The 20,803-nt window shown below is 68.5% G+C and carries 20 protein-coding genes; 9 read left to right on the top strand and 11 right to left on the bottom strand.

Going from position 1 to position 20,803, the window contains the following annotated elements; genetic code table 11:
* The first annotated feature begins 156 nt into the window (after positions 1–156).
* Genes CRO50_RS01195 through CRO50_RS01180 form a run of 4 tightly spaced genes read left to right on the top strand, consistent with a single transcriptional unit; the run spans position 157 to position 4,116 of the window.
* Complete coding sequence (locus tag CRO50_RS01195) at positions 157–810, top strand: paraquat-inducible protein A (RefSeq protein ID WP_097144044.1); 654 nt, start codon at positions 157–159, stop codon at positions 808–810.
* A complete protein-coding gene (locus CRO50_RS01190; RefSeq protein WP_232617782.1) occupies positions 807–1,445 on the top strand; it encodes a paraquat-inducible protein A in 639 nt (212 codons plus the stop codon). The genes CRO50_RS01195 and CRO50_RS01190 overlap by 4 nt, the downstream gene beginning before the upstream one ends.
* Positions 1,442–3,538 (top strand): MlaD family protein, encoded by a 2,097-nt coding sequence (locus tag CRO50_RS01185; protein WP_097144043.1) that lies wholly within the window; start codon positions 1,442–1,444, stop codon positions 3,536–3,538. Before CRO50_RS01190 ends, CRO50_RS01185 begins: the two co-directional genes overlap by 4 nt.
* Before the next feature lie 2 nt (positions 3,539–3,540).
* The gene (locus CRO50_RS01180; protein WP_097144042.1) at positions 3,541–4,116 is read left to right on the top strand and encodes a PqiC family protein; all 576 of its coding nucleotides are present in this window, start codon (positions 3,541–3,543) and stop codon (positions 4,114–4,116) included.
* Between the two features lie 98 nt (positions 4,117–4,214).
* Here CRO50_RS01180 and CRO50_RS01175 read toward each other — a convergent pair whose 3' ends face one another.
* The 4 genes from CRO50_RS01175 to dapE all read right to left on the bottom strand — a co-directional run bounded on the left by CRO50_RS01175 (position 4,215) and on the right by dapE (position 9,807).
* Positions 4,215–5,612 (bottom strand): lytic murein transglycosylase, encoded by a 1,398-nt coding sequence (locus CRO50_RS01175; protein WP_097144041.1) that lies wholly within the window; start codon positions 5,610–5,612, stop codon positions 4,215–4,217.
* A gap of 119 nt (positions 5,613–5,731) precedes the next feature.
* The gene (gene rnr / locus CRO50_RS01170) at positions 5,732–8,044 is read right to left on the bottom strand and encodes a ribonuclease R (protein ID WP_097144040.1); all 2,313 of its coding nucleotides are present in this window, start codon (positions 8,042–8,044) and stop codon (positions 5,732–5,734) included.
* 186 nt (positions 8,045–8,230) lie between these two features.
* Positions 8,231–8,656, bottom strand: coding sequence for a GNAT family N-acetyltransferase (locus tag CRO50_RS01165; protein WP_097144039.1), 426 nt, complete (start codon positions 8,654–8,656; stop codon positions 8,231–8,233).
* Positions 8,653–9,807, bottom strand: coding sequence for a succinyl-diaminopimelate desuccinylase (gene dapE, locus CRO50_RS01160; protein WP_097144038.1), 1,155 nt, complete (start codon positions 9,805–9,807; stop codon positions 8,653–8,655). Before dapE ends, CRO50_RS01165 begins: the two co-directional genes overlap by 4 nt.
* Positions 9,808–10,096: 289 nt before the next feature.
* Between dapE and CRO50_RS01155 the strand changes: the two genes are divergently transcribed.
* Positions 10,097–11,188, top strand: coding sequence for a Hint domain-containing protein (locus CRO50_RS01155; protein ID WP_097144037.1), 1,092 nt, complete (start codon positions 10,097–10,099; stop codon positions 11,186–11,188).
* Positions 11,189–11,207: 19 nt separating this feature from the next.
* On the opposite strand, the gene CRO50_RS01150 is transcribed toward CRO50_RS01155, so the two are convergent.
* Positions 11,208–11,576, bottom strand: a complete 369-nt coding sequence (locus CRO50_RS01150) for a hypothetical protein (RefSeq protein WP_097144036.1) — start codon at positions 11,574–11,576, stop codon at positions 11,208–11,210.
* Positions 11,577–11,701: 125 nt separating this feature from the next.
* Between CRO50_RS01150 and CRO50_RS01145 the strand changes: the two genes are divergently transcribed.
* Positions 11,702–12,826 (top strand): DUF2235 domain-containing protein, encoded by a 1,125-nt coding sequence (locus CRO50_RS01145; protein WP_097144035.1) that lies wholly within the window; start codon positions 11,702–11,704, stop codon positions 12,824–12,826.
* Between the two features lie 133 nt (positions 12,827–12,959).
* Here the strand turns inward: CRO50_RS01145 and CRO50_RS01140 are convergent, their stop codons facing one another.
* Together CRO50_RS01140 and dapD are read right to left on the bottom strand one after the other, a co-directional pair.
* Positions 12,960–13,211, bottom strand: a complete 252-nt coding sequence (locus CRO50_RS01140; RefSeq protein ID WP_097144034.1) for a GlsB/YeaQ/YmgE family stress response membrane protein — start codon at positions 13,209–13,211, stop codon at positions 12,960–12,962.
* Between the two features lie 137 nt (positions 13,212–13,348).
* Positions 13,349–14,176 (bottom strand): 2,3,4,5-tetrahydropyridine-2,6-dicarboxylate N-succinyltransferase, encoded by an 828-nt coding sequence (gene dapD, locus CRO50_RS01135; protein WP_097144670.1) that lies wholly within the window; start codon positions 14,174–14,176, stop codon positions 13,349–13,351.
* Positions 14,177–14,352: 176 nt separating this feature from the next.
* On the opposite strand from dapD, the gene CRO50_RS01130 reads away from it, so the two are divergent.
* The 3 genes from CRO50_RS01130 (at position 14,353) to CRO50_RS01120 (ending at position 17,135) form a co-directional block, all read left to right on the top strand.
* Positions 14,353–15,027 carry a hypothetical protein gene (locus CRO50_RS01130; RefSeq protein WP_097144033.1) on the top strand — a complete coding sequence of 225 codons (675 nt, stop codon included), beginning with the start codon at positions 14,353–14,355 and terminating at the stop codon, positions 15,025–15,027.
* A gap of 63 nt (positions 15,028–15,090) precedes the next feature.
* Positions 15,091–15,957: an LOG family protein gene (locus CRO50_RS01125; protein WP_097144032.1), complete on the top strand. Its 867-nt coding sequence runs from the start codon at positions 15,091–15,093 to the stop codon at positions 15,955–15,957.
* A complete protein-coding gene (locus CRO50_RS01120; RefSeq protein ID WP_097144031.1) occupies positions 15,954–17,135 on the top strand; it encodes an MFS transporter in 1,182 nt (393 codons plus the stop codon). The genes CRO50_RS01125 and CRO50_RS01120 overlap by 4 nt, the downstream gene beginning before the upstream one ends.
* Here the strand turns inward: CRO50_RS01120 and arsJ are convergent.
* From arsJ to CRO50_RS01100, 4 genes are all read right to left on the bottom strand, one after another.
* Entirely contained in the window at positions 17,132–18,400 is a 1,269-nt protein-coding gene (gene arsJ / locus CRO50_RS01115; RefSeq protein WP_097144030.1) for an organoarsenical effux MFS transporter ArsJ, read from the bottom strand. The genes CRO50_RS01120 and arsJ overlap by 4 nt on opposite strands.
* Positions 18,397–19,395, bottom strand: coding sequence for an ArsJ-associated glyceraldehyde-3-phosphate dehydrogenase (locus tag CRO50_RS01110; RefSeq protein ID WP_097144029.1), 999 nt, complete (start codon positions 19,393–19,395; stop codon positions 18,397–18,399). Before CRO50_RS01110 ends, arsJ begins: the two co-directional genes overlap by 4 nt.
* Positions 19,396–19,401: 6 nt before the next feature.
* Positions 19,402–20,259, bottom strand: a complete 858-nt coding sequence (locus CRO50_RS01105; RefSeq protein WP_097144028.1) for an arsenate reductase/protein-tyrosine-phosphatase family protein — start codon at positions 20,257–20,259, stop codon at positions 19,402–19,404.
* A gap of 109 nt (positions 20,260–20,368) precedes the next feature.
* The gene (locus tag CRO50_RS01100; protein WP_097144027.1) at positions 20,369–20,623 is read right to left on the bottom strand and encodes a hypothetical protein; all 255 of its coding nucleotides are present in this window, start codon (positions 20,621–20,623) and stop codon (positions 20,369–20,371) included.
* Positions 20,624–20,803: the final 180 nt, after the last annotated feature.

Genomic DNA, 20,803 nt, shown 5'->3' with positions numbered 1-20,803 from the left:
GCAGAATCCGCGGCGCTGTTGTGCGTAGCTCCGCAGCTCTGCCAGGGAAAGGTTGCCTTTCGCTTGCGCGGCAGGCGGCACAGGGTCCCGTGCTTGCCATTTGACCCCAAAGGTGGTGAGGCTAGATCACCCCTGTATTTCCAGCAGTTTGAGCCGATGCCCGACAGCCCTGCCGCCCCGGTCCCCCGTGACCCGCTTGCCGATCTCATCGCCTGCCCGCGATGCGACGCCGTGCAGCGCGAGGTCGAGCCCGCGCCGGGGCAACGGGCGGTCTGCCTGCGCTGTGACCATGTGCTGATCGCGCCGCGCAAATCGGCGGGCAAGCAGATCATCGCGGTCTGCCTGGCGGTTCTGATCCTGGCCGTCACCGCCACCAGCCTGCCCTTCCTGCGCATCAGCCGCGCCGGGCTGGCCCATGCGAGTTCGATCCTTGATGCGGCGCTGGCCTTCTCCAGCTCGCCGCTCTTTGCCGCGTTGTCGCTCTTGCTGGCGGCGCTCATCGTCTTCATCCCGGCGCTGCGGGCGGTGCTGTCGATCTACGTGCTTCTGCCGCTGGTGCGCGACCGGGCGCCCTTTCCCGGCGCCATCCAGGCCTTCCGCCTGTCCGAGGCCCTGCGGCCCTGGTCCATGGCCGAGGTCTTTGCCATCGGCTGCGCCGTCGCGCTGATCAAGGTCACCGACCTGGCGCGGGTCGAGTTCGGGGCCGCCTTCTGGATCTTCGCCCTGCTGGTGATTCTGGTGCCGGTGCAGGACGGGCTGACCTGCCGCCACTCGGTGTGGAAGAGCCTCGACCGGGAGGTGCGCAGATGAGCTCTGCCAGGGACATGGGCCTTTGCGCCTGTACGCGCTGCGGCCGGGTCTGGCCGCGCACCCAGTCGCGCTGCGCGCGTTGCGGACGGCGGCTGCAAAGCCGTCATCCCATGGCGCTGCAGAACGTCTGGGCCTGGTGGGTGCTGGGGCTGATGTTCTACCTGCCGGCCAATCTCTACCCGATGCTGATCACCCGCACCCTGTCGAGCGAGGCCGAGAACACCATCGTCGGCGGCGCGCTCGAGCTCGCGCGCCATGGCAGCTACGGCATCGCGCTGGTCATCCTACTGGCCTCGGTCGGCATCCCGGTGGCCAAGTTCGTCACCATTGCCGCCCTGGCCTTCGGCGTGCGCCACGGCAGCCGCATGGCGCCGGCGCGCCGCCAGCAGCTGCACGAGGTGGTCGAATACATCGGCCGCTGGTCGATGATCGACGTCTTCGTCGTCGCCATCCTCTCGTCACTGGTGCAACTGGGCGCCGTGGTCGCGGTCCGGCCGGGGCCGGCCAGCTTCTACTTCGCGCTCTCGGTGATCTGCACCATGTTCTCTGCCATGGCCTTCGACAGCCGCCTGATCTGGGACGCCGAGGACGAGATGCCCCGGACCGCCCCCTCGCTGAAAGACCCCGTCACATGACCGACCTGCCCCCCGACATTCCCCAGAGCAAGCTGCAGAGCAACCGGCGGACATGGGCCGAGCGGGTCTCGCTGGTCTGGCTGCTGCCGCTGCTGGCGCTGGCCATCGCGCTTGGCGTGGCCTGGCATTCCTATGCCGACCGGGGGCCGCTGATCGAGGTCTCCTTCGCCAATGCCGAGGGCGTCGCCGCCGGAGAGACCGAGCTGCGCTACCGCGACGTGGCCGTCGGCGTGGTCGAGAAGGTGGGCTTCAGCCATGGGCTGAACAAGGTGCAGGTCTTCATCCGCATCGACAAGGACGTGGCGCCCTTCGTCGACCGGGATTCGCAGTTCTGGATCGTGCGCCCGCAGGTCACCGCGCGCGGCGTGACGGGCCTTGGTACGGTGCTGTCGGGGGTCTACCTCGTAGGCCTCTGGGACAGCGAGCCCAGCCAGACCATGGAGCATTTCGAGGGGCTGGCACAGCCGCCCCTGAACCGTGACGGCCGCGACGGGCTGCGCATCCGCCTGCGCGCCACGTCGCAGGGTGCCCTGACCAGCGATGTGCCCATCGAGTTCCGCGGCATCGAGGTCGGCCACCTGGGCCGCGCCGAGGTCAGCGAGGACGGCTCGACCATCGAGGCCGATGCGATGATCTACGCGCCCCACGACCGGATGATCACCTCTGCGACGCGGTTCTGGGATACCTCGGGTTTCGAGTTCTCGCTGGGGCCCAACGGGGCCAATATCGACTTCTCCTCCGTCGCCTCGCTGCTCTCCGGGGGCGTGGCCTTCAACACCGTCGTCTCGGGCGGGTCGCCTGTCGATCCGGGGACGGTCTTCACCGTCTATGCCGACGAGGGCGCGGCGCGGGCCTCGGCCTTCGGCGAGGGCGAGACGCCGCCGATCAGCGTGACGGCGGTCTTTGAAGAGAACGTCTCGGGCCTGTCCGTGGATGCGCCGGTGACCTATGGCGGGCTGCGCATCGGGCGGGTCGAGGCGATTTCGGGTCTCGTCGATCCGGTGCAATTCGGTGACAGCCGGGTCAGGATGACCACGACGCTGCAGATCCAGCCTGCCCGGCTGGGGCTCGACAAGAACGGGCCGCCGCTGAGCCCGCTCGACTTCTTCGCGGCACGGATCGAGGAAGACGGGCTGCGGGCGCGGCTGGCCACGGCCTCCATCCTGACCGGCGGGCTGAAGGTCGAGCTGGCCGAGATCCCCGGTGCCGCGCCTGCGGCGCTGGACCGGGACGCCGAGCCGAACCCGGTCTTCCCGACCGCGCCGGGGCGGATTTCGGATGTCTCGGCCTCTGCCGAAGGGGTCTTCGAGCGCATCAACAACCTGAAGATCGAAGAGCTGATCGACAGCGCCATCAATACGCTCGACAATATCGGCGGGCTGGCGGGCAGCGAGGATCTGAACGCCGTGCCGGGCGACGTGCGGGCGCTTCTGGGCGATGCGCGCGAGGTCATCGGCTCGGAAGAGCTGCAGGCGCTGCCGGCCCAGGTGGGCGCGATTGCCGACCAGGCCGAGGCGCTGCTGGCCGCGCTCAACACCGAGGAGGCGGCGCGCAAGCTCTCTGAAGCGCTGGACGGGGTCTCTGCCGCGGCCGCGGGCGTCGAGGGCGCGGTTTCCGGTGTGCCCGGCGTGGTCGAGAAGATCGATACCCTGGCCGCCAATGCCGCCGATGTGCCGCTGGATGAGCTGGCCGAAAGCCTGCAGGCGCTGATGGACAGCGCCGATGCGGTGCTGGGCACCGAGGGCGCGAAGGCGCTGCCCGGCCAGATGGGCGAGGCGCTGGAGTCGCTGCGTGCCGTGCTGGACGAGCTGCGCGAGGGCGGCGTGGTGGCCAACCTGAACGAAACCCTGGCCTCTGCCCGCGATGCGGCGGGCTCCATCGAGGGGGCGGCCGAAGGGTTGCCGGCCCTGCTGGAACAGGCGCGGGGCGTGCTCAGTCGCGCCCAGACCACCCTGCGCGGCTATGATACCGAGGCCGGTGTCGGCCGCGAGCTGCGCGATGCCCTGCGCGAAGTGAACCGCGCCGCCTCTGCGCTTGCCGCCCTGGCACGCGAGCTTGAACGCAATCCCAATTCCATCCTCTTCGGGAGATGACCATGCGCCATGTAATCAAAGGCCTGACTGTCGGGGCGCTTGCCCTTCTTGCCCTGGCGGGCTGCGCCAAGGACGAGCGCTTCTATACCGTTCCCCAGGTCGCCTCCGGGGCGCTGGCCTCGCAGCGTATCGGCTTTGCCTCGGTCGAGGTGCTCGAGGTCTCGCTGCCAGATTACGCCGGGCGGCAGCAGATCGCGGTGCGGCAGGCGGATGGCTCCGTCATGGCGGAGGGAGGAGAGCTCTGGGCCGATCTTCCCGCCCGCGGCATGAGCCTTGAGCTGGCACGGATGCTGGCGCGGATTTCCGGTGCCCAGGTGGCCTCGGAGCCCTGGCCCTTTGCCGACCGCGCCCAGGCGCGGCTGGATGTGCGGGTCGAGCAGATGCTGGCCGAGGGCGATGGCACCTTCGTGCTGTCGGGGCAGTACTTCGTGGCGCCTGACAGCGCTGCTGCGGGGCGGTCCGGGCTCTTCGATATCGTGGTTCCGGTGGCAGGCGAAGGCCCCGCCGCGATTGCGGGCGCGCGGGCCCAGGCGGTGGCCGCGCTGGCCGCGCAGATCGCGCGCGAAGGCCTGAGGTAGGGCAGGGGGGGCTTTGCCCCCCGCCTCGGCGGGGGCTCGACGCCCCCGATGAGGCTCCCCCCACAGTATTTGTGGCCATCGGATGGGAGTAAGGGGGCCTAGCGGCGCAGGCGCGTCAGCAGGGCAACCGAGGGGTGCCCGTCGGGCAGCATCCCGGCCCGGCGCTGGTAGGCGCGGATCGCGGCGATGGAGCGGCTGCCCAGGATGCCGTCGATGCCGCCGGTGTCGTAGCCCCGCGCCTGCAGGCGTTGTTGCAGCTCGATCCGCTCATCGCGTTTGAGCATCCGCTCTCCGGCGGGCCAGGGGCGGGTGATGTCGCCGGCACCGGCGATCCTGTCGCCCAGGATGCCGACCGCCAGGGCGTAGGTGTCGGCATTGTTGTAGCGCTTGATCACGTCGAAATTGTCGAAGACCAGGAAGGCCGGGCCCTTGGCCCCCGCCAGCAGCAGCAGCCGCGCCTGGCCGTAGTCGCGCAGCTCGCCCCGCGCCGGGCGCACGCCGAGGCGCGCCCAGGCCGAGGGCATCTTCTCGGGTCCATTGCTCAGCGAATAGTCGAAGCCCTGCGGCAGCACCACCTCGAGGCCCCAGGGCTGCCCGGCCTTCCAGCCGTGCCGCGACAGGTAGTTGGCCGAGGAGGCCAGGCTGTCGGAGGGATCTTCCGCCCAGATGTCGCGCCGCCCGTCGCCGGTGAAGTCGACGGCGTAGCTGAGGTAGGAGGTGGGCATGAACTGGGTGTGACCCGAGGCCCCGGCCCAGCTTCCCTGCATGTTCTCGGGCGTGGAATCGCCGTGTTGCACCACCTTCAGCAGGGCGATCAGCTGCGCCTCGTAGAAACGCCCGCGCCGCCCTTCATAGGCCAGCGTCGCCATGGAAGAGATCAGCGGTGTCTTGCCCCGGTAGGAGCCATAGGCGGTCTCGAGCCCCCAGATCGCCGCGATGTAGCGGCCCGGCACGCCGTAGCTGCGTTCGATCCGCGAGAAGAGCCGCGACTGCTGCCCGTAGGCGCGCCGGCCGTTGCGCACCCGGCTGTCCGAGACCGCGCCCTCCATGTAGTCCTGGATCGACTTGGTGAATTCCGACTGGTTGCGGTCCTTCTTGATGACATCCGGCATGAAGCGGGCGCCGCGGAAGGCGCGGTCGAAGGTGGCAGCCGTGATCCCCTGTGCCATGGCGCGGCCCCGGAAGCCGCGTTTCCAGGCCTCGAAACCGGGGTTGGAGGCCACGGGCTGGGCCTGCGGCGCAGAGGTGGAGGCGGTGCCGAGATCGCGCGGCCGCAGCTGCGGGCGCAGCGAGCTGGACACGGCCAGGGTCACCCCCGGTACCACCACCGCCGCGTTGCGGCTGACGGGAATCGCACGGGTGGCGGGCACACCCTCGGGGACGGGTCGGGCGAGGGGGCGAAGCGAGGTCTGCGGCGCCCCGGCCTGGGCCAGCCCCGCGCCGGGCAGGGCGCAGGCAAGCAGGAAAAGGGCGGCGGCCTTGGAGAATGCGCGCATGGGGTGGATCCGACTGCTCTGTTTTCTTCTTTGCAGACAGTCTAGCCGGAAAGCGGTCACCGCGAAAGCGCCGGACGCGGGGTGGCGTCACGACCGGCGGCAGATCGCGGAGGCGGGCTTTACCGGTTGCGGGTGATCTTGCGTTTGACCTTGTCGGACTTGGCCTTGGCGCGCACCAGCTTGCGCTTGGGGTTGCCCTTCGGCTTGCCCTTGCCCGGTCCCTTGCCGGGGCCGAAGCTCTTGCGCGGGCCGCCGCGTCCGCCGTGGCCACGGCGCGGGCCCGGCGTGACCTTGTCGCCCTGAAGCTCCAGCAGCTCGAGCTCGAGCCCGCCGGTGACCGGCGCGGCCTCGGCCAGGCGCACGGTGACGCGCATGCCCGGTTCGATCAGCATGCCCGATTGAGAGCCCATGAGGGTCATCGCCTCGCGGTCGAAGTGGAAGAACTCCTGCCCGAGAGAGCGGATCGGGATCAGCCCGTCGGCGCCGGTCTCGTCCAGGCGCACGAAGGCGCCGAAGCGCGCCACGCCCGAGATACGGCCGGTGAATTCCTGCCCGATACGCTCGGCCAGGTAGGCGGCGAGGTAGCGGTCGGTGGTGTCGCGTTCGGCCATCATCGAGCGGCGCTCGGTTTCCGAGATATGGGTGGCGGTCTGTTCCAGGTTCTCGATGTCCTGGGCGCTGAGTCCGTCCTTGCCCCAGCGATGCACGTTGATCAGCGCGCGGTGTACCACGAGGTCGGCGTAGCGCCGGATCGGCGAGGTGAAATGCGCGTAGTTCTGCAGCGCCAGGCCGAAGTGGCCGAAGTTCACCGGCGCGTAATAGGCCTGCATCATCGAGCGCAGGGTGGCCATGTTGATCAGTTCGGCCTGATCGGTGCCGGCGGCCTGGTCCAGCAGGCGGTTCAGATGCGCGGTCTGCAGCACCTGCCCCTTGGACAGCTTGTAGCCCGCCGCATCGGCGGTCTCGCGCAGGGAATTCAGCTTCTCGGGCGAGGGTTCCTCGTGGACGCGGAAGAGCAGCGGAGAGCCCTTGGCGATCAGCGTCTCGGCGGCGGCAACATTGGCCAGCACCATGAATTCCTCGATCATCTTGTGGGCGTCGAGGCGTTCGCGGAAGTTGACCGAGGTGACCTCTCCGGCCTCGGAAAGCTCGATCTTGCGCTCGGGCAGATCCAGGTTCAGCGGCTGGCGGGCCTCGCGCGCGGCCTTGAGGGCGGCGTAGGCCTCGTAGAGCGGCTTGATGACCGGCTCCAGCAGGGGGCCGGTCTTGTCGTTGGCGTCGCCGTCGATGGCGGCCTGCACCTCTTCGTAGGCCAGCGAGGCGGCAGAGCGCATCAGGGCCCGGTGGAAGTCGTGGCGCAGCTTCTTGCCGTGGCGGTCCAGCACCATGCGGACGGCCAGGCAGGCGCGCGGCACGCCCTCATGCAGCGAGCAGAGGTCGCCCGACAGCCGGTCGGGCAGCATCGGCACGACGCGGTCGGGGAAGTAGCTGGAATTGCCGCGCCGCTTGGCTTCGCGGTCCAGGGCCGAGCCGGGGGTGACGTAATGGGCCACGTCGGCGATGGCGACCCACAGGATATGGCCGCCGGGGTTCTTGGGATCGGGGTCCGCCTCTGCATAGCAGGCGTCGTCGTGGTCGCGCGCATCGCTGGGGTCGATGGTGACCAGCGGCAGCTCGCGCAGGTCCTCACGGCCCGAGAGGCCCGCGGGTTTCTGGGCATCGGCCTCGGCGATGACCTCGTCGGGGAAGGCATCGGGGATGCCGTGCTGGTGGATGGCAATGAGCGAGACGGCGCGCGGCGCGGTCGGATCGCCCAGGCGGGCGACGATGCGGGCCTTCGGCAGGCCCATGCGGGCGCGCGGCCCGGCCTGCTCGCCTTCGACCAGCTCTCCGTCCTTCGCGCCATGGGTGGCCCCCTCGGGCACCATCCATTCCTTGTCGTTGCCCTTGTCGATGGGCACGATCCGTCCGCCTTCCGATCCGGCGCGGAACACCCCCAGCAGGCGCAGCGGGTTCGAGCCGATCTTGCGGATCAGCCGCGCCTCGTAGGCGTTCTCACCTTCCAGGGGGGTGACGCGGGCCAGGATGCGGTCGCCCGAGCCGAGGGCCGGGTCAGAGGCGCGGGTCACCATGTGCACGGTGGGCTCGGGGCCCTCGCCCTGCCACTCCAGCGGCTTGGCGGTCAGGTCGCCATCGGCGTCCGGCGCATTGACCAGCAGCACCGAGACCGGCGGCAGGCGGTCGGGGTCGCGGTAGGTCTTCTTGCGCTTCTCCAGCACGCCCTCGTCTTCAAGCTCCTTCAGCAGGCGCTTGAGGTCGATGCGGGCGGCGCCCTTGATGCCGAAAGCCTTGGCGATGTCGCGCTTGGCTGTCTGAGTGGGATTTTCCGAGATCCAGTCGAGGATCTCCTGCCGGGAGGGAAGCTGTGCCATGGCCGAGATCTACCACGGGTAGAAGGGCGGGTCATTGCGAAAACGCACGGGTCACGCAGGGGCCGCGACGCGGGGGCCAGGGCCGCTGTCCGCCGGCGTCTTGCAGGCGGGCACGCGCCCGCGGGGGCATCGAGCCCCCTTGGCCGCGGGGGGCGGAGCCCCCGGCGCCCGGCAGCGGCGTTGCGCCTAGTCCCGCAGGACCAGCGCCATCTCGCGGTGCGGCACGCCGCCGTCGTCATAGACCTCGCCGCAGGGGGTGAAACCCAGCGTTTCGTAGAAGCCCATGGCGCGGACCTGGGCCCCCAGCACGATGCGGGTGAAACCCTGCTCTGCAAGCCGGGCGATGCCGGCGCGCACGAGTTCTGCGCCCAGCCCGGTGCCGCGCGCCGATTTCCTGACGCAGATGCGCCCGATGCGGCCTGCGCCCGGCTCCTTCAGCAGGCGGGCGGTGCCGATGGCCGTGCCGTCGCGGGTGGCCAGCAGATGCTCGGCCCCGGCGTCCAGGTCATCCCATTCCTCTTCCGGGGCGAAGCCCTGCTCCTGGATGAAGACCTCTTCGCGCAGGGCGAAACAGGGGGCCGGGTCGGCCACGACCTCGACGTGCAGGCTCATGCGAAGTAATCCGCCAGGATGCGGGCGTAGATGCCCTTGAGCTGGGTGATCTGCTCCACCGGCACGTTCTCGTCGACCTGGTGCATGGTCTCGCCCACCAGGCCGAACTCGACCACCGGGCAGAGATCCTTGACGAAGCGCGCATCCGAGGTGCCGCCGGTGGTCGAGAGCTCGGGCGTCACCCCGGTCTCGGCCTCGACGGCCTTGGCAACCAGGTCGGACAGCTCGCCCGGCGGGGTCAGGAAGGCCTCGCCCGAGACCTTGATCTCGGTCTCAATGACGATATCGAACATGCGGCTGACATCCTGGGCCTCGCGGCGCAGCCACTGGCTGAGGCTGGCGCCGGAATGGAGGTCGTTGAAGCGGATGTTCACCGCGGCGCGGCATTGCGCGGGGATCACGTTGGTCGCCCCGTTGCCGGTGTCGAACTGCACCACGGCCAGCGTCGAGGGATCGAAGTGGTCGGTGCCCTGGTCCAGCTCGTGGCTGGCCAGCCGGTCGATCAGCCGCGCCATGGCGGGCAGCGGGTTCTTGGCGCGGTGCGGATAGGCTGAATGGCCCTGCTTGCCGGTGGCCGTGAACCAGGCGGTCATCGAGCCGCGGCGGCCGATCTTGATCATCTCGCCCATGGTCGCGGGGCAGGTGGGTTCGCCCACCAGGCAATGGCTCATGGTCTCGCCCTCGGACTGCATCCAGTCGAGCAGCGCGGTGGTGCCGTCGATTGCATCGCCTTCCTCATCGCCGGTGATGGCAAGCACCACGGCGCCGTCGGGCGGGGTCTGGCGGACGAAATCCACGGCGGCGGCGGCAAAGGCGGCCACGCCCGATTTCATGTCGGTGGCTCCCCGGCCATACATGCGGCCCTCGCGCACCTCGGCGCCGAAGGGATCGGCGGTCCAGGCGGCCGCGTCGCCCACGGGCACCACGTCGGTATGGCCGTTGAAGCCGAAGGTCCGCGCCGCGCCCTTCTTGCCCCAGCGGGCAAAGAGGTTGCTGACCCCGCCGCGATCCACTCGCGTGCAGTCAAAGCCCGCCCCTTCAAGCAGTGTCTGGAGGTGTTGCAGCGCACCGCCTTCTTCCGGCGTGACAGAGGGGCAGCGGATCAGATCCGCCGTGAGGGCAACGGGATCGACGGGGGTGGGGGCGGACATGGGGTCTCCTTCGTTCTGGCGAATGGCTAGCGCCTTTCCCGCGTGAAGCAAAGAGGGACGTGGCGGGTCCCGGCGCCTCTGCGCGCGGGGGAATACCCCGAAATCAAGGTAAATGTGGGGCAATTCGCGTCCTTGCCCACCATATCGGCTTTACCTGCGCCTCGGGGAATGCGATTCTGTTTTCAAGAACGGCGCCCTGAGGCGCGCCGCGCAAGAGCAGGAGGCCGGTCCTGGCAAGGGCAATCAGGCATAGGAGCGGAAGCGCGCGGGCGCTTCTGCCGGGCTGAGGATGGGGTGGGTCGCCATTTCCTGTCCGGACGCCGGTGCCCTGGCCGCGCGTGGCGCCGCGCCGGCCGGCAGCCTGCTGCGCGCTTCCGGGCCCGCCGAGCTCCTGGGCCGCGGCACCTTGCTGGCCGAGATCGAGACGGCCGATCCGGCCGAACTGACCGCCCTCATCGACATGCCCGTCCGTCATCCGGTCTCGGGGCGGCTGTCGCTCTGGCTGGCGCCGGGCGGCGAGATGGTGCTGGAGCTGGTGCGCGGCAGCAAGCAGCGCCGATGCACGCTGACGGTGCCCGTGACCGAACGGGCCGAGCGTCTGCGGGTGATCTTTTCCTGGGATTGCAGCACCGGCGCCGCGCGGCTGGTGGTCGAACGGCCAGAGCGTGACGCCGCGCCGCTGGCCGCCGCCCTGGCCGATCCGGTGGCGCTGCCGATGGATGGGCTGAGCCGCGCCGTGCTGGCGCCGGGGCCCGAGGTGCTGGATGCCACGGTGGATTTCCTGGCCCTGTCGGATTCGATCGAACCCATCGGGCCGATGCCCGGCCTCGCGGGGGGCACCTGCGTCGACACGCCGGAGGGACGGCGCGCGATCGAGGACCTGCGGCGGGGCGACCTGGTGCTGATACCGGGCGAGGGGGCGGTGCCGGTGCTGGCCGCCGTGCGGCGCAGCCTGCCGGCGCGCGGTCTCTTCCGTCCGGTGCAGCTTTTTGCGCCGCATCACGGGCTCAGCCGCGACGTGCTGGTCGCCGCCGGGCAGCGCGTGGTCACCTCCGGGGCCGAGGTCGAGCACCTCTTCCGCACCAACGCCGTGCTGGTCGCGGCCCGGCACATGATCCCCGACGGCACCGCGATGATGGCCGAGAGCGGCCCGCTGGTGACCCTGCACCAGATCCTGCTGCCGGATCAGCAATTGCTGGGGATCTGCGGCGCGGCGATGGAAAGCCTGCACGTGGGCCGGCTGCGGCGCTCTGCCGCCCTGGTCGAGGCCAGCCTGCTGGCCGGCTACCAGCGCTCTCGCCTGCCGCAGCAGGAGGGCCACGCCCTGCCGGTGCTGCGCGACTACGAGGCGCGGATGCTGGCCAGCCATCGCGCCGCCTGAGCCGCGTTTACCCGGAAGATCAGTTGGGCAGCTGGCCGCCGCGCTCTGCCTCTTCCTCGCTGAAGAAGGGCGTCATCTGCGCCACGATGACCGAGTTTTCCTCGGCAGCGCGGGCCATCAGGTCGCGCTCTTCCTGATCGACCTCGTGGCCCAGCTCGAGACGATCTTCCAGCGTGCCGTAGCCGGTGACATCCAGCGGTGCCAGGTCGGCCTGCTTCAGGATGGCCACGGTTTCCCGCACGGCCTCGGCCTCGTCGACGCCTGAGGCATAGCACATCAGCGCGGCACCGGTGCTGCCCTCGGGCAGACCGTCGTCCTTGGTGCGGCCCACTTCGACCACCAGCGTATAGACCTGCTGGCGCTTCGGCGCCTTCTTCTCTTTGCTCATCGCGGCATCTCCTGTTGCGCGCGGGCCTGCCAGAAAGGCGCGTCTGAGTAAAGAGCGCTATTCCCCACTTCGTCCGGCGGCCCCGGCAGGCTAGGCTGACCGGATGGAGAGCCTGGGGGGGCGACATGGCAAAGAACATCGTGATCCTGTTCGACGGGACCGGCAACCAGATCAAGGAACGGCGTACCAATGTGCTGCGCCTCTACGGCTGTCTCGAGAAATCCGAGGACCAGGTCGTCTGGTACGATCCGGGCGTCGGCACCTTCGGCGCCGAGGGCTCGTGGTCGCGGCTGCGCCAGAAGGCCTCCGAGATCTTCGGCATGGCCACCGGCCTTGGCCTGGATGGCAACGTGAAGGAGGCCTACCGCTTCCTCTGCCAGACCTACGACCACGAGGCCGGCGACCGCATCTGGATCATGGGCTTTTCCCGTGGCGCCTACACGGCGCGGGTGCTGGCGGGGTTTCTGCATGCCTTCGGGATGATGTCTCCGGTGCAGCTCAACCTGCTGGGATACGCCTATCGCGCCTACAAGAACATCGGTCGCCAGCGCGGAGAGGACGCCTTCGCCGAGATCCGGCTACATGATCGCGCGCTGAACCCGCAGAAGGTGCAGATCGCCGGGTTGATGCTGCTGGATACCGTCGCCTCGGTGATCGAGCCGCGCGGGCTGCTGCCGGGCGCGGTGACCTATGCCTATACCTCCAACAACCCCTCGGTGCTGGCGGTGCGCCACGCGGTGGCCATCGACGAGCGCCGCCGGATGTATCGTGCCACGCTCTGGGGCGAGGACTGCGAGGTGCGCAAGCCCTTCACCGAGCCGGGCACGGGCACGCCGCAGGACGTGAAGGAGATGTGGTTTGCCGGGGCGCATGGGGATGTCGGTGGCGGCTACCCCGAAGCGGAAAGCCAGCTGGGCAAGCTGCCCCTGTCCTGGATGATCACCGAATCCCGCAAGCTGGGGCTCAAGTACGTGACCCGGACCGTGAACCGGCTGGTGCTGGGCAGCCACAAGAACACCAAGTACGTCGCGCCGGATGCCACGGCGGATGCCCACGAATCCCTGACGGCGGGTTGGTGGCCCTTCGAGCTGGTGCCGGGCCGCGACCGCGCGGCACCGGGCAAGCGCTTCCTCGGGTTGACCTGGCCGCTGGGGGCCTATCGCAAGATCCCCGAAGGCGCGCAGTTGCATCCCTCGGTGCAGACCCGTCTGAAAGAGCGCAGCAGCTATCGCCCGCCAAACCTGCCCTGAGGCCGTGCTGGCCTTGCCAGGCAGTAGGCCCGAAACCAGAACCGCCCGCAGCCTTCCGGCGCGGGCGGTGTTTCGTCTTAAACTAGGGACCCGAAGCCGGGTCGGGGGCGACGCCCCCGGGTCAGACCATGTGTCAGGCCCTGCGCAGGCCGCGCACGATGGCGATCAGCAGGCAAGCGCCCAGCACGGCGACGATCATCTGTCCGAGGATGCCGCCCAGGGTGCTGCCGACGATGGCATAGAGCAGGAAGTTACCGACGAGGGCACCGATGATGCCCATGACGATGTTCATCAGAAGCCCCATGTTGGAATTCATGATCTTCTCGGCAATCCAGCCCGCCAGGGCACCGAGGATGAGGGCCAGCAGCCAGCCGATACCTTCCATTGTCGTCTCTCCTATCCGTTGGCGGACCTGATGCCCGCTTGCGGATCGAACGCGCGGGGCGGCAAAAAGTTCCGCCCATGCAAAGGGCCCGCCTCCTGGCAGGAGACGGGCCCGATCTGTCACCATGGTTGGCGCGATCAGTCGCGCAGCAGCTCGTTGACGCCGGTCTTCGAGCGGGTGCGCTCGTCCACGCGCTTCACGATCACCGCGCAATAGAGGTTCACGCCGTTCTTCGAGGGCAGCGAGCCCGAGACCACGACCGAGTAGGGCGGCACTTCGCCGTAGGAGACCTCCCCGGTTTCGCGGTCGAAGATCTTGGTGGACTGGCCCAAGTAGACACCCATGCCCAGAACCGAGCCTTCGCGCACGATGACGCCCTCGGCCACTTCGGAGCGGGCCCCGATGAAGCAGTTGTCCTCGATGATGACGGGGCCGGCCTGCAGGGGCTCAAGCACGCCGCCGATGCCGGCACCGCCCGAGATATGCACGTTCTTGCCGATCTGCGCGCAGGAGCCGACGGTGGCCCAGGTGTCGACCATGGTGCCGCTGTCGACATAGGCGCCCAGGTTGACGAAAGAGGGCATCAGCACCACGCCCGGCGCGATGAAGGCCGACTTGCGGACAACGGCGTTCGGCACGGCGCGGAAGCCCGCGGCCTTCCACTGGTTGTCGCCCCAGCCCTTGAACTTGCTGTCGACCTTGTCCCACCAGCCGGAGCCCTGCGGGCCGCCGTCGTGCTGTTCCATGTCCTTGATGCGGAAGCCCAGCAGAACGGCCTTCTTGGCCCACTGGTTGACGACCCAGTTGCCGTCCTCGCCCTTCTCGGCGACGCGCAGCTTGCCCGAGTCGAGCGCGTTCAGCGTGTCCTCGATGGCTTCGCGGGTTTCGCCGGTGGTGGCGGGGGTGATCTGGTCGCGCGCCTCCCAGGCGGCTTCGATGGCAGCTTCGAGCTGGGCGTTGGACATGTCTTCCTCCGGGAAAGTCAGGCGGTAAATACGAGGTTCAGCGCGGTATAGGGCCTTGCCGCCCGCATCGCAATTGCGCGCTGCGACCGGATGGGGGCCATTGGCGAAGGAAATGCCTTGGTCGGAGGGGGTGGTCGGGTATTCTCGGCCCATTCTCTGACGAATGGATTTCTCTCATGCTGGAAAAGCTGATCGAGACCTACAGGTCGTTCTTCAACATCATCGTCTTCGCGGTCGAGACACCCCGGCAGTTCTACCGCCGGCTGGTCGAGGAGATCGGCCTGCCCGAGCTTCTGGGGTTCTACCTGCAGGTCGTTGTGGTGATGCTGGCCTTCAACAGGGTCGTCTTCGACAATGGCGAGCAGGCCGACGGCGGCCAGTTCGACATCTTCGCCATGGCCATCGGGGCGATGGACCTGCTGCTCATGGCGGGCATCGTGGCGGTGGTGTTCTGGGCCCTGCTGCGCCTGACGGGCGGGCAGGAGAGGCTGTCGCACGTGGCGAAGTTCATCGTGGTGATCGAGGTCTTCATGGGGATCGTCACCCTTGTGGTCTCGACCCTGACCACCTACATCGGTTTCGCCCTGACCGACGGCTATGCCTTCATGAGCGATTTCCCGACCGAGGAGCCGCCGCTGATGGGCTGGCTCCATGCCATCGACCATTACGTCGTGCCGATCCTGTTGCTGTCCGCGACGTTGCTGCTGCTCTGGCTGTCCTCGGGGCGGTCGCCGCGTGTCGTGCTGGCGCTGCTGGTGGCCCTTGCGGTGCAGGTGGTGGTGCTGGGGCCGCTGCTGAACATGCTTTGGCTGCAAATCCTCTCGGTTCACTATCCGCCGCCCGCTATCTGACCATCCCCCATGGTGCCTGCCCCCTGCCTGCGCTAGGCATGGCGGGTGATTGAAGGAAAGCACATGACCGACGACACCCGCCATTCCCGTTTCCGCGATGCCGAAAGCGACCGCGCCACCGCCAGCGAAGTGCCGCAGACGGCGCAGACCGTCTCTCCCAGCTACCGGCTGGCCTATGCGGACGAAGAGTTCCTGCTGCGCGACGAGATGCGCTCGGTCCGCTTGCAACTGGAGCTGATGAAGGTCGAGCTGGCGCTGGACGAAGCCGGCATCAACTCGACCGTGGTGCTCTTCGGCGGCGCACGCATCCGGGCGCCCGGCGTGGCGCCCGAGGGGCATCCGATGGCGAAGCTGTCGCGCTACTACTCCGAGGCCGAGCGTTTCGCCGCCCTGGTCACCGAGAAGTCCAAGGCCAGCGGCGGGCGCGACTGGGTGGTCTGCACCGGCGGTGGCCCCGGCGTGATGGAGGCCGGCAACAAGGGCGCTGCCGAGGCGGGCGGCCATTCGGTCGGCCTGTCCATCGTGCTGCCGCACGAGCAGGTGCCCAACGAATACGTCACCCCCGAGCTCTGCTTCAACTTCCACTATTTCGCCGTCCGCAAGATGCACTTCCTGATGCGCGCCCGCGCCATCTGCGTCTTCCCCGGCGGCTTCGGCACCCTGGACGAGACCTTCGAGGCGCTGACCCTGATCCAGACCGGCCGGATGGAGCGTCAGCCCTTCCTGTTCTTCGGACGTGCCTTCTGGGAAGGCGTCATCAACTTCGAGGCGCTGGTCGAGGCGGGCACCATCTCGCCCGAGGACATGGATCTCTTCAAGTTCGTCGAGACCGCCGAAGAGGCCATGGAGGCCATCGACAGCTGGGAAGGCGCCGGCACCAAGCGGGACGAGATTCCGGGCCGCATGGATCTGAAGGACGTGGCCGAGTGATCACCTGGATTCGCGTGGCGGCGCTTTTCGTCACCGGCATGGGGGCGGCGGCGCAGTTCGGCAAGGTCTCTGTCCTCTTCCCCGCCTGGGAGGCCGCCTACCCCGAGGCCGGGGCCGCTGCCGGTTTCCTCGTCTCTCTGGTTTCGCTGATGGGGGTCCTGCTGGGCCTGCTGGCGGGCATGGTGGTGACCCGCGTCGGCTTCCGGCGCACGCTGATCGGCGGGCTGGTGCTGGGCGCGCTGCTGTCGGGCCTTCAGGCCTTCATGCCGCCGCTGCCGGTCATGCTGGCGCTGCGCGGGCTCGAGGGGCTGGCCCATCTGGCCATCGTCGTCGCCGCGCCGACGCTGATGGCCGAGATCACCGACGAGCGCTCGCGTCCCATGGCGATGACCATATGGGGCACCTACTTCGGCGTCACCTTCGCGCTCTACGCCGCCTTCGGGCCCTGGATGCTGGGCGCGGGCGGTGTGCCGCTGGTGCTGGGCAGCCACGCGGGCTTCCTGCTGGTCATGGCGGCGGTGCTGCTGGTGCTGCTGCCCGACGACCGCAAGCTCGCCGATGGCGCCGTGGCCCATCCGGCTGAACGGCTGACGCTGGGGGTGATCGCCCGCCGGCACCGGGCGGCCTATACCTCTGCGTGGATTGCCGCGCCGGGGGTGGGCTGGCTCTTCTATGCCATCAACTTCGTGGCGCTGATGACCGTGCTGCCCTCCTTCCTGCCCGAGGCCACGCGCGACATGCAGATGATCCTGCTGCCGCTGGTCGGGATCATCTCGGCGCTGACGCTGGGCACGCTGGCGCTGAAGCTCTACCGGGCGGTGCCGGTGGCGGTGCTGGGCTTCGTGATGGCGGCGCTGTCGGTGGTGCTTCTGGTGCTCATGCCGGGCACCGTCTGGGTGCCGGCGCTGCTGTTCATCGCCATGGGCTTCATGCAGAGCGGCTCCTTCGCCGCCGTGCCCCAGATCAACGCCGAGGCGGGTGACCGCGCGCTGTCGAACGGGGTGCTGGCGCAGATGGGCAACCTGGGCAACCTGACCGGCACGCCGATCCTGCTGGCGATGACCGGCGCGATGGATTTCGCCGGCCTGGTGCTGTTCTCGGTCACGCTCTACGGGATGGGCGCTTTGGTCCACCTGCTGGCCGCGCGGATGCGGGCCCGCGAGGGCGCGCCGGTCTAGGCGGGCTGGGCCTCGGCGGGGCTGGTCAGACGACCGGCCCCCAGCCAACTGAGCGCCAGCAGCACCGCCGCCGTGCCGAGGCAGGCGGGCAGGCCGCCCAGCTGGTAGCTGAGCCCCGAAAGCAGAGTGCCCAGAAGCCGCCCCGCCGCATTGGCCATGTAGTAGAAGCCCACGTCCATGGTGACCCGCTCTCCGCTGGTGAAGGCCAGGATCAGGTAGGAGTGCAGCGAGGAATTCACCGCGAAGACCGCGCCGAAGACCAGAAGCCCGGTGATCAGCGTGACGGTGAGCCATAGCTGCGGCTCTCCGGCCAGGGCGACCAGCGCCGCCAGCAGGGCGGGCAGGGCGATCAGCGCGCCCACCCAGTGCCGCGCCGCCTGCACCAGCTCACCTTCGGGGCGCGTGCCCGCGCGCAGCAGTTTCGGCGCATAGGCCTGCACGGCACCGTAGAGGATCGTCCAGACAGCCATGAAGGTGCCGATGGTGAAGAAGGCGGCGCGGTTGCCCGCCTCTGACCCATCCGAGAGCACGGCGTAGAAGTAGATCGGGATGCCGACCACGAACCACACGTCGCGCGCGCCGAAGAGGAACACGCGGGCGAAGCTCAGCCAGTTGACGTTTGCATCCTTCGAGAAGACCTCGGAGAACTTGGTGCCTTTCTTGCCACCGGGCAGACCGCCGGGCATGAAAAGGGCCACCCCCGCCAGGATCGCCCCCAGGATCAGGGCCATGCCCAGCACAGAGGCGGTGAAGCCCCAGAGGCCAAGCAGGGCCGCGCCCAGCAGGAAGCCCGCGCCCTTCACCGCGTTCTTCGATCCGGTCAGCACCGCCACCCAGCGGAAGAGACCGCCCTCTCCCGAGGGGGCCAGCAGTTTCACGGCGGATTTCGACGACATCTTCGCCAGGTCCTTGGCCACGCCCGAGGCCCCCTGCACCGCCATCACATAGGCGACCGAGCTCCAGAGCGCCCAGGAGGGATCGAGCCGCGCCAGCGCCAGCAGCGCCAGCACCTGCAACCCAAGCCCCGCGTAGAGCGTCCGCGTCAGCCCGAACCGGGCCGCGATCCAGCCCGCCGAGAGGTTGGTGACGATCCCCGCCAGCTCGTAAAGCAGGAAGAGATAGGCCAGCTGCACCGGCGAGAAACCCAGCGTATGGAAGTGCAACAGCACCAGCATCCTGAGCGCCCCGTCCGAGAGCATGAAGGCCCAATAGGCCGCCGTCACCGCGACATAGGCAGAGAGGCCCTCGGGCCTCTGCGCGGTCACAGGGAATCTCCGACCATTTGGGCTACGTCCACCAGGCGATGGACGTAGCCCCACTCGTTATCATACCAGGCGTAGATCTTTACCTGGGTACCACTCACAACCATGGTCGACGGCGCGTCCACGATCGAAGAGCGCGCGTCATTCAGATAATCGGTCGAGACCAGCGGACGGGTCTCGTAGCCGAGGATGCCTTTCAGGGGCCCTTCGGCGGCGGCTTGCAGCAGGGCGTTGACCTCTTCGGCAGAGGTCTCGCGCGCGACCTCGAAGACGCAGTCGGTCAGCGAGGCATTGAGCAGGGGCACTCGCACCGCGTGGCCGTTGAGGCGGCCCGTCAGCTCGGGGAAGATCTGGGTGATCGCCTTGGCCGAGCCGGTGGTGGTCGGGATCAGCGCATTCAGCGCCGAGCGCGCCCGGCGCAGGTCCTTGGCGGGCCGGTCGACGATGGTCTGGGTGTTGGTCACGTCATGGATCGTGGTGATCGAGCCATGCCTGATGCCCAGCCCCTCGTGGATCACCTTGACCACCGGCGCGAGGCAATTGGTGGTGCAGCTGGCCGCCGTCACGATGTCATGCTCCGCGGGGTCGTAGATGTCGTGGTTCACGCCATAGACGATATTGGCATGCCGCCCGTCCTTGACCGGGGCCGAGACCACCACCTTCTTCACCCCGGCGGCGAAATAGGGGGCCAGCTTGTCGGCCGACTTGAAGACGCCGGTGCAGTCGATGACCACGTCCACGCCGTCCAGGGGCAGATCCTCGATCCGGCTGGTGCCTATGAAGGGCAGGCGGGTGCCGTTCACGGTGACGCTGTCCGCGTCATGGCTGAATTCGGCATCCCAGCGGCCATGGACCGAATCGAATTCCAGCAGATGCGCATGCATCTCGGGGTCGCCCGTGGCGTCGTTGATCCATGCCAGCTTCAGCCCGGCGTCCAGCAGCGGGCGCAGGGCCAGCTTGCCCATGCGGCCGAGGCCATTCAGTGCGTAAGTCGTCATAGGTTCTCAGGCCTCCGCGGCGCTGGTGTCATCAAGAGAGATCTGGTCGACCGCATTCTGCAGAGAGATCCGGTCAAGGCTGTCCACCGGCAGCGCCGCGAAGGCGCGCAACCGGTTCAGAAGGGTGCCATAGGCGGCCTGGAAGGCCAGCGCCTTCTCGGCATCGGTGCCGGTGGCCTTCGCCGGGTCTGGCATGCCCCAGTGGGCGCTGACCGGCTGGCCGTCCCAGGCCGGGCATTCCTCGTTCGCCGCCTGGTCGCAGACGGTGAAGACGAAATCCATCTTCGGCGCATCCGCGCCCTGGAACTCGTCCACGTTCTTCGAGCGCAGGCCCTCGGTGGCGATGCCCTTGTCCTGCAAGAGCTTCACCGCGAAGGGGTTCGGCGTTCCGGCGGGGTGGGTGCCGGCGGAATAGGCGTTGAAGCGGTCTCCGGCCAGGTGGCGCACCAGCGCTTCGGCGAAGATCGAGCGGGCGGAATTCCCGGTGCAGATGAAGAGCACGTTCAGCTTGCGATCGGCCATGGGCGCAGATCCTTCCCTTGAGGGCAGAGGGTCGGAAACACCGCTCAGGCAAAGGCTGGGGCGGTTCCGGCAGCAATCGGAAAACAGGTAGTCGAGCAGGTCGTTCGCCGTGCCGATCTCGGCCCGGTAGAGAAGCGAGGTGCCCTGGCGCTCCTGCCCGATCAGCCCGGACTGCCGAAGCGCCGAGAGATAGACCGACAGGGTGGAGGCCTTCAGCCCCGTCGCCTCGGCGATCTCGCCGGCGGCGACGGGCTGCGGGTAGCGGCGCATCAGCAGGCGCCAGACCAGCAGGCGCTGCGGATGACCGAGGGTGGAGAGGAGAGTGGTGGCATCTTTTTCCATATTTCATGAAATATGGAAATACTGAGATTCGCGCAACGGTTTTCTGCGCTCGAGATCGGACACTGGCGCGGAGGCAGCGGTCACATGGCAGGCAAGGGCAGCAGGAGGCTCAGGCCTTGGCCTTCTCCTCATCCGACTTGATGTCGGGGTCGCTGTAGTCGTTGGGGTCGAAGTCCTCGGGGTCGAAGCCATCGGCATTCTCGTCGATGCCGGTCACATGGGTGGTGCCGGTCTCTTCGTCGTAGACCAGGCCGTAGTTGGCCCGGCCCTCGGACTTGAAACGGCGCAGCTCGTGGTAGCCGGCATAGAGAAAGGCCAGCGCGAAGGGCGTCAGGATGAAGACGGCGATCAGGCGGGCTTCCATGGGGCGCTCCTTTGCGGGGGCCAGAGGCGGGCTTGCGCCGGGCTCCGGCTGCTTCGGATGGTGGTCTTCCCGGCGAGACTACAGCTGACGCAAGGTCTGTCCAGACGGCGATTTCGCCGAAAAGGGATGCCTTGAGGGTCGCTCAGGGGGCGCCGGAAAGGCAAGGGGCCGCCCTCTGTC

The organism is Pseudooceanicola antarcticus (assembly GCF_900215355.1).
Lineage (GTDB): Bacteria > Pseudomonadota > Alphaproteobacteria > Rhodobacterales > Rhodobacteraceae > Pseudooceanicola > Pseudooceanicola antarcticus.
Note: the sequence above shows the minus strand (reverse complement) of the source record. Positions and strands in the feature narration are given on the sequence as shown.

What these genes read in the sequence shown, in the direction of transcription:
- CRO50_RS01190 (WP_232617782.1), top strand. Translation starts at nt 807, where the DNA reads ATGAGCTCTGCCAGGGACATGGGCCTTTGCGCCTGTACGCGCTGCGGC.
- CRO50_RS01105 (WP_097144028.1), bottom strand. Translation starts at nt 20,259, where the DNA reads ATGGAAAAAGATGCCACCACTCTCCTCTCCACCCTCGGTCATCCGCAG.
- CRO50_RS01195 (WP_097144044.1), top strand. Translation starts at nt 157, where the DNA reads ATGCCCGACAGCCCTGCCGCCCCGGTCCCCCGTGACCCGCTTGCCGAT.
- CRO50_RS01125 (WP_097144032.1), top strand. Translation starts at nt 15,091, where the DNA reads ATGACCGACGACACCCGCCATTCCCGTTTCCGCGATGCCGAAAGCGAC.
- CRO50_RS01100 (WP_097144027.1), bottom strand. Translation starts at nt 20,623, where the DNA reads ATGGAAGCCCGCCTGATCGCCGTCTTCATCCTGACGCCCTTCGCGCTG.
- CRO50_RS01155 (WP_097144037.1), top strand. Translation starts at nt 10,097, where the DNA reads ATGGGGTGGGTCGCCATTTCCTGTCCGGACGCCGGTGCCCTGGCCGCG.
- rnr (WP_097144040.1), bottom strand. Translation starts at nt 8,044, where the DNA reads ATGGCACAGCTTCCCTCCCGGCAGGAGATCCTCGACTGGATCTCGGAA.
- CRO50_RS01185 (WP_097144043.1), top strand. Translation starts at nt 1,442, where the DNA reads ATGACCGACCTGCCCCCCGACATTCCCCAGAGCAAGCTGCAGAGCAAC.
- CRO50_RS01175 (WP_097144041.1), bottom strand. Translation starts at nt 5,612, where the DNA reads ATGCGCGCATTCTCCAAGGCCGCCGCCCTTTTCCTGCTTGCCTGCGCC.
- CRO50_RS01140 (WP_097144034.1), bottom strand. Translation starts at nt 13,211, where the DNA reads ATGGAAGGTATCGGCTGGCTGCTGGCCCTCATCCTCGGTGCCCTGGCG.
- dapE (WP_097144038.1), bottom strand. Translation starts at nt 9,807, where the DNA reads ATGTCCGCCCCCACCCCCGTCGATCCCGTTGCCCTCACGGCGGATCTG.
- CRO50_RS01130 (WP_097144033.1), top strand. Translation starts at nt 14,353, where the DNA reads ATGCTGGAAAAGCTGATCGAGACCTACAGGTCGTTCTTCAACATCATC.
- CRO50_RS01145 (WP_097144035.1), top strand. Translation starts at nt 11,702, where the DNA reads ATGGCAAAGAACATCGTGATCCTGTTCGACGGGACCGGCAACCAGATC.
- CRO50_RS01180 (WP_097144042.1), top strand. Translation starts at nt 3,541, where the DNA reads ATGCGCCATGTAATCAAAGGCCTGACTGTCGGGGCGCTTGCCCTTCTT.
- CRO50_RS01165 (WP_097144039.1), bottom strand. Translation starts at nt 8,656, where the DNA reads ATGAGCCTGCACGTCGAGGTCGTGGCCGACCCGGCCCCCTGTTTCGCC.
- CRO50_RS01150 (WP_097144036.1), bottom strand. Translation starts at nt 11,576, where the DNA reads ATGAGCAAAGAGAAGAAGGCGCCGAAGCGCCAGCAGGTCTATACGCTG.
- dapD (WP_097144670.1), bottom strand. Translation starts at nt 14,176, where the DNA reads ATGTCCAACGCCCAGCTCGAAGCTGCCATCGAAGCCGCCTGGGAGGCG.
- CRO50_RS01110 (WP_097144029.1), bottom strand. Translation starts at nt 19,395, where the DNA reads ATGACGACTTACGCACTGAATGGCCTCGGCCGCATGGGCAAGCTGGCC.